11 protein-coding genes are annotated in these 13,186 nt (G+C 59.2%); 10 read left to right on the top strand and 1 reads right to left on the bottom strand.

The genetic code is table 11. The features are described 5' to 3' along the window. Positions 1-102: 102 nt before the first annotated feature. The 10 genes from GMST_RS01365 (at position 103) to GMST_RS01320 (ending at position 11,155) form a co-directional block, all read left to right on the top strand. A complete protein-coding gene (locus GMST_RS01365; protein ID WP_246399153.1) occupies positions 103-939 on the top strand; it encodes a glycosyltransferase family 2 protein in 837 nt (278 codons plus the stop codon). Between the two features lies 1 nt (position 940). Continuing rightward, positions 941-1,768, top strand: coding sequence for an ABC transporter permease (locus GMST_RS01360; protein ID WP_183352802.1), 828 nt, complete (start codon positions 941-943; stop codon positions 1,766-1,768). A 2-nt stretch (positions 1,769-1,770) separates the two neighbouring features. After that, positions 1,771-3,081 carry an ABC transporter ATP-binding protein gene (locus tag GMST_RS01355; RefSeq protein WP_183353255.1) on the top strand — a complete coding sequence of 437 codons (1,311 nt, stop codon included), beginning with the start codon at positions 1,771-1,773 and terminating at the stop codon, positions 3,079-3,081. Continuing rightward, positions 3,078-4,091: a glycosyltransferase gene (locus tag GMST_RS01350; protein WP_183352801.1), complete on the top strand. Its 1,014-nt coding sequence runs from the start codon at positions 3,078-3,080 to the stop codon at positions 4,089-4,091. Before GMST_RS01355 ends, GMST_RS01350 begins: the two co-directional genes overlap by 4 nt. A 41-nt stretch (positions 4,092-4,132) precedes the next feature. Further along, positions 4,133-5,056: a glycosyltransferase family 2 protein gene (locus GMST_RS01345; RefSeq protein ID WP_198424526.1), complete on the top strand. Its 924-nt coding sequence runs from the start codon at positions 4,133-4,135 to the stop codon at positions 5,054-5,056. After that, entirely contained in the window at positions 5,053-6,474 is a 1,422-nt protein-coding gene (locus tag GMST_RS01340) for a glycosyltransferase (RefSeq protein ID WP_183352799.1), read from the top strand. The genes GMST_RS01345 and GMST_RS01340 overlap by 4 nt, the downstream gene beginning before the upstream one ends. Continuing rightward, on the top strand, positions 6,458-7,915 hold the full coding sequence (locus tag GMST_RS01335) for a glycosyltransferase family 2 protein (RefSeq protein WP_183352798.1): 1,458 nt from the start codon (positions 6,458-6,460) through the stop codon (positions 7,913-7,915). The genes GMST_RS01340 and GMST_RS01335 overlap by 17 nt, the downstream gene beginning before the upstream one ends. 66 nt (positions 7,916-7,981) lie before the next feature. Then, positions 7,982-9,331 carry a protoporphyrinogen/coproporphyrinogen oxidase gene (locus tag GMST_RS01330; protein ID WP_183352797.1) on the top strand — a complete coding sequence of 450 codons (1,350 nt, stop codon included), beginning with the start codon at positions 7,982-7,984 and terminating at the stop codon, positions 9,329-9,331. Positions 9,332-9,334: 3 nt separating this feature from the next. Next, a complete protein-coding gene (locus tag GMST_RS01325; RefSeq protein WP_183352796.1) occupies positions 9,335-10,024 on the top strand; it encodes a class I SAM-dependent methyltransferase in 690 nt (229 codons plus the stop codon). A 60-nt stretch (positions 10,025-10,084) separates the two neighbouring features. After that, positions 10,085-11,155: a glycosyltransferase family 9 protein gene (locus GMST_RS01320; RefSeq protein ID WP_183352795.1), complete on the top strand. Its 1,071-nt coding sequence runs from the start codon at positions 10,085-10,087 to the stop codon at positions 11,153-11,155. Between the two features lie 585 nt (positions 11,156-11,740). Here the strand turns inward: GMST_RS01320 and GMST_RS01315 are convergent. Then, positions 11,741-13,105: a DUF4403 family protein gene (locus tag GMST_RS01315; protein WP_183352794.1), complete on the bottom strand. Its 1,365-nt coding sequence runs from the start codon at positions 13,103-13,105 to the stop codon at positions 11,741-11,743. Between the last annotated feature and the right edge of the window lie 81 nt (positions 13,106-13,186).

Here is a 13,186-nt window from a genome sequence, read left to right as displayed (position 1 = left end):
TGTCTTGACTGTGAAATTTACTGAACTTGAGGTTTCATGCGCCACTCTTTGGCTCAACTATTTTACCGGTGCTTCCCTTTTGACCTGAAAGGGGATTGCGCTGTGTCTGAGCATCGCGAAGGCATCCGTCTCTCCTGCATCATCAATTTCTACGGCAGACTAGACCTGCTGTCCGGGATACTCTCTTCACTGGTAGAACAGGACCTCCCGCGCGACCTGTTTGAGGTGGTGCTTGTCGAAGACCGCAACGGAACCGAGGCCGGTCGTGCCATGGCCGAGGATTTCGCCAACCAGCTCCCCATCATCTACACCCCTTTGCCGGTAAATTTCGGCTCCATGGGACATTCCCGCAATTTCGGTCTGTCACAGTCCCGCGGTGAGTTCGTGCTCTTTCTGGATGACGATACCGTCCTGCTGCAGAAGGGCTTCCTCTCCACGGTCCTGCGCGAATTCGCCGCGCATCCCGAGGCAGATGCGCTCGTTCCGCATGGCAGCGCGAGCTTTGCGCTCATCGATGGACGCTACGATCACCACGACCCCTATTTCATGACCAGCCGCTGCACCGCCTACCGGCGCAAGGTTCTCGCCGAGCTGAGCGGTTTTGTGGACCAGTTCATCGGGCAAGAGGACGTGGAGTTCGTTATCCGCTTTCTTATGAGCGGCCACAGGAGCGTGAACTGCCCGAGCCTCGAGTACTTCCACCCGCCGCTGTTGGTTGGCAATTTCAGAAAGCCGATGGCAGTGGGGCAGTCCTTTTTCCGGCTGCACCGCCGCTACCCGCTGCTTCTCTGGTTGGCGGTCCTCGCTAACTGCTCGCGCCACGCCCCGCTGTATCTCTGTCCGGGAAGGAAAAACCGTGAGATGGGCCGCTTCGGCCTCGGCTTTTTGGCCGGTGTGATCGCTGCGCTTTTCAAGAAGAAGGGGTTCCAGTACGGCTGACATGGCGCAACTAAACGAGATCATTATAAAACCCGGCATGGGGGCTGCCCATTACTGGCGCGAGCTGTGGCGTTACCGTGAGCTTTTCCTGTTTCTTGCCTGGCGCGATATCCTGGTGCGATACAAACAGACGGTGATCGGCATCGCGTGGAGCGTGATTCGCCCTCTGCTGACCATGGTGGTCTTCACCGTCGTTTTCGGAAAGCTCGCCAAGCTTCCTGCCAATGGCGTTCCCTATCCGGTCCTGGTTTACGCAGCGTTGCTTCCCTGGCAGTTCTTTGCCAACGCCCTTTCTGAGAGCAGCAACTCCCTCATCGACAACAGCAATCTCTTGGCCAAGGTCTACTTTCCGCGGGTCATTTTGCCTGCCAGTGCGGTGACTGTGTGCCTGGTGGATTTCCTGATCTCATGCATCCTTCTCGCGGGGCTCATGCTCTGGTACCGAGTCGTTCCCGGCTGGGAAATCGTCCTGATCCCGGTTTTCCTGGGGCTGGCGCTTCTCGCCTCCTTGGGTGCCGGACTGTGGCTTGCGGCCCTCAATGTCAAGTACCGGGACTTCCGGTATGTGGTTCCCTTCGTCGTTCAGGTCGGCCTTTACGTGTCGCCGGTCGGATTCTCGACAGCCATCGTTCCCGAGCGCTGGCGTCTGCTCTATTTCCTCAATCCAATGGTGGGCGTTATCGACGGTTTCCGCTGGGCCCTGCTGGGGGATGCCTACCAGGTCCACTGGTCTGGGATGTGCGCCGGCGCAGTGATGGCCGTTATCCTGATGGTCTTCGGCCTTTGGTATTTCCGCCGCACGGAACGCGGTTTCGCGGATGTGGTGTGAAGATGGCTAGCGTGATCTCCGTAGAAAAGCTCAGCAAAAAATACCTCTTGCGGCACCAGGGGACCAAAGAGCCCTATCTTGCCCTGCGCGATATCCTTGCCGAGAAAATCAAAAATACCGGCAGCCGGCTGCTTGGTTCCGGCCCCCCGGCAGCCGCTACTCGGCTCGAGGAGTTTTGGGCACTGAACGACGTCTCGTTTGAGGTCGAACAGGGAGACCGCATTGGTATCATCGGATCCAACGGCGCCGGCAAATCAACCTTGCTGAAGATACTAAGCCGCATTACCGAGCCTTCCAAGGGGACCGTGCGCATCAGGGGGCGGGTAGCGAGCCTCCTTGAGGTGGGTACCGGCTTCCATCCGGAGCTCACCGGCCGAGAGAACATCTTTCTCAACGGTGCCGTACTCGGCATGGGGCACGCTGAAATCCGGGCGCGCTTCGACCAGATCGTAGATTTCGCAGAGATCGAGAAGTTCCTCGACACGCCGGTCAAACGCTACTCCTCGGGGATGTACATGCGGCTTGCCTTTGCTGTGGCGGCGCACCTGGAGCCGGAGATCCTCGTCGTTGACGAGGTGCTTGCGGTCGGCGACGCCCAGTTTCAGGCCAAATGCCTGGGGAAGATGGAGGAAGTGTCCAACCGGCAGGGGAGAACGGTCCTCTTTGTCAGTCACAACCTGGCTGCGGTGCGCAGCTTGTGCACCAAAGGACTTCTGCTGGAAAACGGGACGTTGAACTACTTTGGCAGTGCGGCGGAGGCCGTGGAACGTTACTTGGCTCCCCGCCAGCAGGGCGAGGGGAGGCCGGCACTGCGTCGCGTACCCCGTTCCGGTACCTCCAAGGTGGCGATCGTCGACGCCGCCCTCCTCAATCTCACCCGCAAAAGCCGTGAAGAGGCCGAGGTACTGGATGACCTGTTGTTGACCATTTGCTACGAGGTGCACCAACCGGTCAAGTATCTCGCATTCGAGTGGGCCATCAGGGACAGCCGCGGCGCAGCGGTGGCGTTTAGCTCGTCGGCTCCCATGGACCGTTACCTGTTCACGCCAGCACTTGGGGCCAACCGGGTGGAATGCCGCTTGAAACGGATCCCCCTTTCGATCGGACGCTACAGCATCGACCTCAGCGTCACCATTCCCAACATCGAATGCCTGGATGCCGTCGAGGGGGCTCTGGTTTTCTCCGTTACCCAGTGTGACCCTTACCAGACCGGTTCCCAGTATCGTCTGGAACGAGGGCCCGTCTTCGTCGAGACCGAATGGATTGCCGACAACAAGATTGCCGCAGGGGAACTCTCCGGAGCAGGGTCATGACGATGTCGAACTCCACATCCCGGAAGGTGCCGGTCACGCTGCTGGCTGTCGTCTACAACGAGCAGGCCCGGATCCGAGCGCTTTTGGAACAGGGGACTCGATGGGCCGACGAAGTGCTGATAGCCGACAAAGGGTCCGATGACGGTACCCTCGAGATCTGTCAGGAATATGGCAGCAGCGTGCGGGTCGTCCCACTGCCGTTCAGCCCCAAGGGGCATGAGAACATGGTGGAAATCTTCAGTTATCCGAAGCACGACTGGGTTTTCCTTGTGACAGCCTCCGAAATTCCGACCTTTAACCTTGTGCAAGAGGCGCTGCAGATTTTGGAGGAAACCCGGGGAGATCTCGACCTGATTTACGTGCCGCGCCGCATGTACTCTTTCGGCATTCACTCTGCCCGCTCGCCGTGGTCGGTATGTCACTACCCGTTCATGGTTAACAGGGCAAGGGCCAGAATCTGTAACACGATTCACGTGAATTTTTCACCAAGCAATCCGAAAAACACCAGGATGATCCCCTATCGGGAAGATTGTTGTGTCTATCACTTCACCCACCCAAATGCAAAACAGTACCTAACGGACATGATGCAATACTTTGAGGCGGAGGTCACGGGAAGTAGCGATCCCACGGCAAAGCTCAAGGAATGCCTGAGTCACGTAGCATCCTATCAGAAACGTTTACGCAAAGATGGAGACCCGTTGTTTGGCCATTACTGTGCCTGGCTCATCTATTGGTTGGGCACCGCGCTTTACCTCTGGGAGAGCCAGCGTGATTTCGATGTGCCTGAGTACTACTCGCAGCTACGCAAAGAAGTCCTGGAACGCGAGTGGCTGGCGGCGGAGCCGCAAAAGGGATTTCTGCGCCGTGACCCTTCTACCTCGGGTTTGTCTGGTAGGGGCATTTCGCAAGACCAAGCTGCAGTTGGGATTGGACCGCGGTCTGCCGCGCTGGAACTGTTCGTCTCTGCCGCTTCCAAGGGGATCAGTCTGTTTAAGAGGTTGTTACGGTGATGGCGGAGCACCTCAGATCTCAAGGGGGGCGAACTCCTGTAATGGTTAGCAATCTTGTCACTCCGGCAGCAGAGAGGGAAACCAAGCTGCCCAAGATCAGTATTGTCACCCCCTCGTTTAACCAAGCTGCGTACCTGGAACAGACCATCCTCTCTGTGCTCGACCAGGGGTACCCCAACCTCGAGTATCTGGTACTCGACGGCGGCAGTACCGATGGCAGCATCGAGATCATCAAGAAGTACCAGGAACATCTCTCTTTTTGGGTGAGCGAACCGGACCGCGGGCAGAGCGATGCACTCAACAAAGGGTTCGCCCGAACCACAGGGGACCTTTTGGGATGGCTTAATTCCGACGATTACCTGCTTCCCGGCGCGTTGCAGAAGGTTGCCGAACTGCGGGGTTTCTGCCGGGATGCCGACATTTTCGTCGGGGGCGGGCTCTTTGTCGATGCTCAAGGGCACGAGACCGGCCGGAAACTGCCCAAAGAAGACCTTTCCCTCGAATCGCTCTTCTCCTGGCTTGACGATTTCCACTTCATCCAGCCCTCCTGTTTCTTTACCCGGCAGGCCTGGAATAGCTGCGGGCCGCTTGATGAACAGATCCACATGGCGATGGACCTTGATCTCTGGCTCAAGTTCGGCCGCTCTTTCCGGTTCGCTCGAACCGAGGCAATGCTCTCCTGCGCCCGCCTGCACGGCTCGGCAAAGACCACCCAGTTTGCCAACCTGAGTCTCGTCGACTCCTGCCTGGTGCTGATGAAGCATGGTGGTGAGCTGCAGGCACGTAAGCACCTGGAACTCATGGCCGCCCGGCTCTCCTGGCACGAACACTACCTCGGGCTGGTAACGGGATCTCCTCCCTACAAGCTGATTCGTGGATTGGCCCGCAGGCTGCTTAGGACGGATGCGAAATGGCGCGAGGTGCTGCCATCTTGGTCCGACCACGGTCCGGGGGGGAAACCGTGACAGAGGCCCTGCGCATCCTGCACATCGGCTGGGGCTTCCGGCCGCTGAGGAACGGAGGGCTTATCGCCTACGCCGAAGATGTTATGGAAATCCAGCATCAACGCGGGCACGAGGTGGCCTATTTTTGTGCGGGGCGGGTTCACCCTGGCTGGAGGCGCCCGCGGCTGTCGCAATGGACCCGTGATGGAATTACGGTTTTCGAGATTGAAGACCCGCGGCTTCTGCACGCCGGAGACGAGGGGAACTTTCCTCCGGAGCGGGAACTCTCCGAAGCGGAGAGCGAAACGTATTTTCGCCAGGTTATCGATACCTTCCGTCCGGATCTGCTCCATGTTCATGAAATGGCGGGATTGCCGTTTTCCCTGCTGGGCATCGCCTCCCGGGTCTACCGCCTGCCGGTCGCGATGACCTTGCACAACTACTTCATGTTCTGCCCGACCTTGAACCTGTATCGTCCTGACGGCACCCTGTGTGACCTGGAAGACCCAAGCTCAAGCTGCCGCGATTGTTGCGGCTCCGGCCGGCACTTTCGCGAGCATCTAGTTCAGAGGACCTTCGACCTGGAGGCGAAAACAGTGGCTCGTGGTCTGCACCGGGTGCTGCGTCCCGTTGAAACCCTCGCACGGTCAGTTCTTGGTGGTGCACCTCCGGGAGCGGAGGTGTTCGCTGCGAGGCTGCAAGGCAATCTTGAGCACCTGCGCCGGATAGATCTTCTCATAGCGCAATCCAGTCGCACCGCCCAAATATATGAGCAGCGTACCGGGCGCACCGACATCCAGGTACTGCACTCGTCCTTGCCCCACATCAGTGCTCTCATACCCCGAGTACCGGTGCAGGCGCCTGCGCGAGTTCGTTTTGCCACCCTCAACGGTTGTCTAGCACCCTTCAAGGGGGCCGGCATCATTGCGGATGCGGTTGATCTTTTGGTGCAGAAGGGGCTAGGGGAGCGGTTTTGGCTGGACGTCTGGGGTGAGGTTCATGCAAGCGTCAGGTCCCGCTTGGCAGCTGCCGAACCGGTTGGGCTCAAAGGACGTTACCGGGAGCAGGACCTCGACGCAATACTCAACGAAGTCGATGTCGGCTTGATGCCTTCACTTTGCGAAGAGGTCTATGGCTACGCCGGTATCGAGTTCATGGCGAAGGGGATTCCGGTGATCGGCAACCCAAGAGGGGGCATCACCGATTATGTACTCGACGGCAGCACTGGGTGGCTCAATGTCTCCTGCAGTGCCGCTGGATTGGCCGAAATCATGGAACGGGTGATTCAGAACCCCTCCTGCTTATTGCCGCTTAACCAGGAGATACGTGCCCGACGCGACACCCTGATTGCCGACCGCTTTTCCCATGTTGATAGGCTCATCGCTCTTTATAAGCAGATAATCACTCGTAAAGGACAGCACCATGTCGACCCTGCCTGAACCGAAGGTAACCATCATCGTTGTAAACTGGAACAAGCGGGCAGACGTTATCAATCTCCTCGATTCGCTCCAGGGCATCGCCTACAAGAACTACAGTATCGTCGTGGTGGACAACGCCTCCACCGACGACTCGGTTCCCGCCATAAAAGCGCACCCCCTGTCGGTAACCCTTCTGGAAAACGCTGAGAACCTGGGCGGCACTGGCGGCTTCAATACCGGCATGCGCTACGCCCTGAACGTCTTACAGCAGGATTACCTCTGGCTCCTCGACAACGACGCAGAGGTAACTCCCTATACCCTGACCGAGTTGGTGCGAGCGATGGAGGCGGATGGCACCATTGGTGCTGCCGGTTCGTGCATTATGAGCCCCGAAGACAAATCGCTCATGGTCGAGGCTGGAGGGTTTGTTCACTGGCGCTCCGGCACGTGGGCACCCAACCTGCGCTACGCCCGTCTGAATGACCAGGATGACAGCAGGATCATCGATGTGGATTACGTCGCCGCATGCTCTGCTCTGGTCCGCGCCACGACAGCGCGGGAGGTCGGCGTCATGGACGATCGGTACTTTCTGCACTGGGACGATATCGAGTTTTGCCTGCGCATGAAGCGGCAGGGCCTCCGGGTGGTCGCCGTTGTCGCTTCGAAGGTCTATCACGGTGTGGAAAAAGGGTGCAACCCTGGAATCATCTATTACGACTTCAGAAACGGCCTCCTCACCGCCAGCAAGCACACCAGTGGAATCGGACGCCTTATTGCTTATTTGGGGGTATTGAACAACGCGTTCAGCTCAATGGTATACGTGAACCTGCTGGGGCATCGGGCCTGGTCCCGTCTGATCCGTTCGTCGGTTGAAGATTTCCTGCTCGGCAGGTTTGGCAAAGGCCGGCTGTCGGCAGGCCTGACAGTCGCTGAATCGCAGCCCGTTGCCGAACAGGAGCTTGCAACTCGGTTGTCGCGGGTTTTGGTCTACGCGAGCGGTACCTTCGACGAGGTGGTGCAGACGGTTACCAAGGTACGAGAGGTGGCACCGGGGGCTCATATTACTCTTGGGGTGAACCGGGAGCGTGCGCCTATCTTCGATTTCCTCAACGTGAGCCATCTCTGCTTTGACATCCTCAAGGATCCCCTTTCAAGCAAAATTCGTACTGCAATCAAGGTGCTTTGCGGGGGATACGGGGTGACGATTACTGCCGGTGAGGGGCTTTCTGCTCCCTACGCCTTTTTGTTGACAAAACATTACACCTACGCTCCGGTCAAAGAGCGGTTTTTCGCCTCTGATCAGAACCTTTGGGCAATCTGGAAAGTGGCGCTTTCCTTGGTGCTGGGACCTATCAGTGCAGTAGCAGCGTTGCCCAGTGTCTGGAACGCTGGCACGAGACATGCCGGAAGTGGAGGTTTGTCTGGAGCAGCAGAACCCGTTCGCGACTCCGCAGTCGGTTAACTTCACCCTCACAGGTCGACGCCCCGGATGGCGTCGTTCCGATATTGCTGAACAGTTAGGAGCCGTATGAAGATCATCATCCTTGGTGCCGGACCCTGCGGCCTTGGTGCCGCCTACCACCTGAACAAACTGGGTTTCGCGGACTGGCAGCTCTTCGAAAAGGAGAGCTACGTGGGCGGGCTCTCCGCCTCCTTCGTCGACGGCGCGGGCTTTACCTGGGACGTGGGCGGCCATGTGCTCTTCTCCCACTACGACTACTTCGACGGGGCGGTCGCCGACGCGCTGGGGGACGCTTACCATGAACACCAGCGGGAAAGCTGGGTACGCATCCTGGAAACCTGGGTCCCATACCCTTTCCAGAACAACGTGCGCTATCTGCCGGACCATGCTGTCAAGGAGTGCGTGGACGGGCTCAGGAGTCTCGCGGGGTCGCCGGAGCAGGCGCAGCACTTCCGGGACTGGATGGACGCCGTTTTCGGCGCGGGGATCGTGAAGCACTTCATGGAACCCTACAACAGCAAAGTCTGGGGAGTGCCTCTTTCCCTGATGAGCAAGCAGTGGATAGCGGAAAGGGTGAGTGTGGTGGACTTGGCACGCATCGAGCGCAACATCGCCGAGCAACGCGACGACCTGAGCTGGGGCCCCAATAACACCTTCAAGTTCCCGAAAGCCGGCGGCACCGGTGCCATCTACCGGGGCATCGCTCAAAGGTTTGAGAACCGCATTCACCTGGGTCACGAAATGCAAAGCGTTGATACCGAGGCGAAGGAGATTCGTTTCAAAAACGGCCGCGTGGAGAGCTACGACATCCTGATCAACACCACGCCGCTCGACCTGCTGGTCGAGGCCTGTGATGCACCGCAGGAACTGCGTCAAGCTGCCGGTGACCTCGTGCACAATGGAGGACTCATCGTGGGGCTGGGGGTAGAAGCGCCGCGTGACGACTCCAAATGCTGGATGTACTTCCCCGAGTCGAACTCTCCCTTCTACCGGGTGACCAACTTCCACAACTATGCGGCGACCAACGTACCCGAGGCAGATACCTCGCGCTACTGCGCGCTCATGTGCGAGACTACCTATTCGCCCCACAAACCCGAGGATAAGGCAGCTATCATTGCCCAGACCGAGCAGGGGCTGGTGAACAGCGGGATGCTTTCCGAAACTGAGCGGGAACACGTGGTGAGCCGCTACCTGATAGATATCCCGTATTCCTATCCGGTGCCGACAATCGGGCGCGACCGTGCCCTGGCCGCCATCCAGCCTTACCTGGAAAAACGGGGAATCTTCTCGCGTGGCCGGTTCGGCGCCTGGCGCTATGAGGTCGGCAACATGGACCACTCCTTCATGCAGGGGGTCGAGGTGATCGAGCGGATTTTGCACTCGGGAGACGAGCCGACCCTCAATGGGAGAGCCTGAAGCTTGACGAGCTTTGACGCCCGATACTATGAGTTCAACGGCCAGGATGCTGATCGGCCCGCGCTGTGGTTTTACACGCGGCTGGCTCGTGTAGTCTTCCGTCCCGGACCGGTGCTTGATTTCGGCTGCGGGACCGGGTACTTCCTGAAGAGATTGAGCCGGTACTTCCCCGCGGAGGGACTTGAGGTCTCAGAGCACGGCCTGGCCCGTTGCCGAGAGCTGGTACCGCAGGCACCTCTCTACCGCAGCCTGGAGGAACTCCCCTCCGGGCACTACCGTGGCATCACCGCCCTCCATGTTTTGGAGCACATTCCCGACGTACAACTCGAGGAGGTTCTCGGACAGTGGCGCAGGGCGCTTACCTCCGACGGGCAGGTCCTTTGCGTAATGCCGGAACTGGAGGGGCGCGGGCACCGGCTGAAAGGGGAGGGCTGGTGCGGTTTTGCCGATCCCAGCCACATTAACCTAAAGCGACGGGGGGAATGGCAGGAGTTTTTTTCGAGGAACGGGTTCGAACTCTTGCAGATAGGCACAGACGGGCTCTGGGATTTTCCCTACACCCCGAACCGCCCCCGCCGCCTGGACCTGATACTGCGTGGTGCGCCGACGGTGCTGCAGTTTCTGGCCGGGCGGATGCTGCTCGCACCAGGAAGCGGCGAATCCTTAATCGGGATTCTGCGGGTCAGGGGCTAGCGGCTATCCAGGAGCACATGAGAGGATTCCTGCCTGAGGTGGGAAAGCGGAAAGACGGGTATGCAGACGAAGCTTCTTAAACTACTGGACCAACTGCTGGGGGCTGGGGCTGCTGCCTGCCTGCCGGCAGCAGCTTCTCGCCCGCTCGAGGTGGTGCGCCGGATACTGGTCATCCGCCCGGGAGGGATCGGGGATGCGGTGTTGTTGGCACCTGCCCTTGTTGCACTAAAGAAGCGCTTCCCTGAGGCGGAACTGACCCTTTTGGCGGAGCGGCGTAATGGCGGGGCCTTTCGGCTCTGCCCACAGGTGGATCGCCTGCTGCTCTACGACCGTCCGGCCGATCTCCTCGAAGTGCTACGCGGCGGCTTCGATGTGATCATCGATACGGAACAGTGGCACCGGCTCTCGGCGGTGGTGGCCAGGCTTGCCCGGGCTCCGCTCTCCATCGGCTACGCCACCAATGACCGCAAACGCCTCTTCTCCCACGGCGTCCCTTACTCGCAGGACGACTACGAAGCCTTCAGCTTTTTCAATCTCTTGGCTCCCCTGGGGATCAGCGCACCCGAAAGCCTGTCAGTTCCCTTCCTTACTATCCCCGGTGAGGCCGCTTCCCGGGCCGAAGCGCTGCTCGGTGGCGGACACGACCCTCGGCTGGTCACAGTTTTCCCCGGCGCCAGCATTCCGGAACGGCGTTGGGGGGCTGCGCGCTTTGCCGAACTGGCTCAGAGGCTCACTTTGGCAGGATGCCGTATTGCGGTGGTTGGGGGGCCTGGTGATCGGGGGGAAGGGGAGACCATCGTCGCAGGTTGCGGCGGCCTCAATTTAGCCGGCCGGACCAGTCTCGTCGACAGCGCGGCTGTGATCGCGCAAAGCCGTCTGCTAATATCGGGAGACTCCGGGATTCTTCATATTGCGGTTGGCCTGGGTATTCCCACCGTGTCGCTCTTCGGTCCCGGCATCGAGGCGAAATGGGGACCCCGCGGCCTGGATCACCGCATCGTAAATCTTCACCTCGCCTGTTCTCCCTGTACCCGCTTCGGCACCACACCGCATTGCCCGGACGGCGCCCGCTGCCTCTCGGAAATCAGCGTCGCGGAGGTCATCGCGGCTGCACAGGAACTTTTGTCCTGAAACGGCATCAAACTCGATGTCCTATGGTCGACACCATAGGAACCCGTTTTGAAATCCTCGCACACTACTACCGCCGGCCATGCCGCAAATAGCGGGGACGCCCCGTAATTAGCGACCACCCCCTCGCTAATAAGGACCACCCCTCCGCTAATAACGACTACCCCTTCGTAATTAGCGACCACCCCTCCGCTAATAACGACTACCCCTTCGTAATTAGCGACCACCCCTCCGCTAATAAGGACCAGCCCTTCGTAATTAGCGACCACCCCTTCGCTAATAACGACCACCCCTTCGTTATTAGCGACTACCCCTCCGCTAATTACGACCACCCCCTCGCTAATAGCGACCACCCCTTCGCTAATAACGACCACCCCTTCGCTAATAACGACCACCCCCTCGCTATTAGCGACCACCCCTTCGCTAATAACGACCACCACCTCGCTAATAAAGACCACCACCTCGCTAATAAAGACGGCCACCCGCCGGTAGCGGCGACCTCGGGTTCCAGGGGGCAACGCTTCTGGGGTGGTCGGTACGGTTTAGCCTCTCCCTCCTCTTCCTTTTGTCTCCGCTATCCGCGACCGGTTAATGGAGTACCAGCGCCGATTCTCCCTCCGCTACGGCCTGCAGGGAAATCCTGTCCGGCCCCAGCAGGAACTCTCCCAGCTTCAAACTCTTGATCTCCCCTTTGAGACTCACCTCGTCCAGGAGTTTGCGCTGTGCAATCGCCTTGCCCGCCAACTCCCGCGACTCCTCCAGTTGCTTTGAGAGGTCGAGGTTCAGCCTCTCTTGGATGCGATCCCTGATGGTGCTGTGCAAAAGCCAGTCGGCAGACTGCAACAAAAGGCTCTTGGTCTGCAGGTCGAAATCGACCTCTTCGACGGACAGGACGTTCTTGCGGGAATCAAAACGCGGCTTACCGGTGAGATAGAAGGTGCCGTCCAAAGACCCCTCTGTCACGACCTTTATGACGAACTTGTCGCCGTTGCCGTACAACTCGAAGCTCTTCACCACGACCTTTTTCCCTTCGGAGTTGAACTCCTTGTTGAGCAGGAAGGGGGCGGCTGCGGTGCAGAGGTCTTTGTAGTAGAGGTCGGCATTGACCGCGATCCGGAAAGTCCTGTCGAGACTGTTAACAAGCTTAAGTGGCGGCAACGGGAGTAGCGGGGCGGCATGCTGCGGCTGCTGCCCCAGGATTACTTCGGCGTAGGTGACGATGCCGACGGCGAGGCTCACCCGGTTGTTCTGCGCCCTGAGCGGGAACAGGTTGACCTCGCGGGGCGAGAGTCTTAACCAGGCGTTCAGCTTCTGGTCCACAAGGATCGGTTTCTGGGCGGCCTCCCAGGCTTTGGCAAGTTTCGCCTTGAGGGAGAAACTGTCGTTCAGTTGCTTGTTCACCTGGCTGCTAAGCACCTGTTGCAGCGGTTGGGTGAGGCCCTCTATCACCGCACGCGGCTTGATGGAGAGCGGGCCGATGCCAATCTGCTCTGCGAACAAGTCGCTTAGTCCCTGGTAGCGGATATCGGCGCTTACCCTCCAGTCGGACCCGATGCTGGCCGCAGCCCGAAAGCGCAGTTTGACGGGAAGGGCGGGTGTCTCGAACCCGGCATAGCTTAGCGAAACCGTGACGGGCAGGGTAAGGAAGAGGGCATTGTCATGTGCCGCGACATCTATCGGACCGTTGCGGCGAAGATCCGCAGTGATCCCGACGCTCTTGGTGGATCCCTGGTAGAGCCGAACCGGCACTACCCTGCTAAGGGTCCTGCCGATCTCCTCGGCGGAGGCCTCGATGGGGACGCTGATGCTCGACACTTCTCTGGGGAGGGTGGCTCGTGAAGCGGCCGTTGCGGGTGGCTGCGCGGTCAACGAGGGTTTCATCGTGGAGCAGGCACTTGCGGACAGGGTGAGCAGTATCAATAACAGGAGTGCAGGGATTCGGGACGCTAGCATGGGTTCCTCGAGTTAGCTTGGGAGCAGGGGAGATGGATAACGCAAAAAAGGCCTTACCTCGCGGTAGGGCCTTTTTATTCT

The organism is Geomonas silvestris, from assembly GCF_014193515.1.
GTDB classification, from domain to species: domain Bacteria; phylum Desulfobacterota; class Desulfuromonadia; order Geobacterales; family Geobacteraceae; genus Geomonas; species Geomonas silvestris.
This window is presented reverse-complemented; position numbering and strand designations above follow the sequence as displayed.

Excerpts from the sequence above, each read along its gene's own strand:
- GMST_RS01345 (WP_198424526.1), top strand. The coding sequence starts at position 4,133 with ATGGTTAGCAATCTTGTCACTCCGGCAGCAGAGAGGGAAACCAAGCTG.
- GMST_RS01355 (WP_183353255.1), top strand. The coding sequence starts at position 1,771 with ATGGCTAGCGTGATCTCCGTAGAAAAGCTCAGCAAAAAATACCTCTTG.
- GMST_RS01320 (WP_183352795.1), top strand. The coding sequence starts at position 10,085 with ATGCAGACGAAGCTTCTTAAACTACTGGACCAACTGCTGGGGGCTGGG.
- GMST_RS01350 (WP_183352801.1), top strand. The coding sequence starts at position 3,078 with ATGACGATGTCGAACTCCACATCCCGGAAGGTGCCGGTCACGCTGCTG.
- GMST_RS01330 (WP_183352797.1), top strand. The coding sequence starts at position 7,982 with ATGAAGATCATCATCCTTGGTGCCGGACCCTGCGGCCTTGGTGCCGCC.
- GMST_RS01360 (WP_183352802.1), top strand. The coding sequence starts at position 941 with ATGGCGCAACTAAACGAGATCATTATAAAACCCGGCATGGGGGCTGCC.
- GMST_RS01335 (WP_183352798.1), top strand. The coding sequence starts at position 6,458 with ATGTCGACCCTGCCTGAACCGAAGGTAACCATCATCGTTGTAAACTGG.
- GMST_RS01315 (WP_183352794.1), bottom strand. The coding sequence starts at position 13,105 with ATGCTAGCGTCCCGAATCCCTGCACTCCTGTTATTGATACTGCTCACC.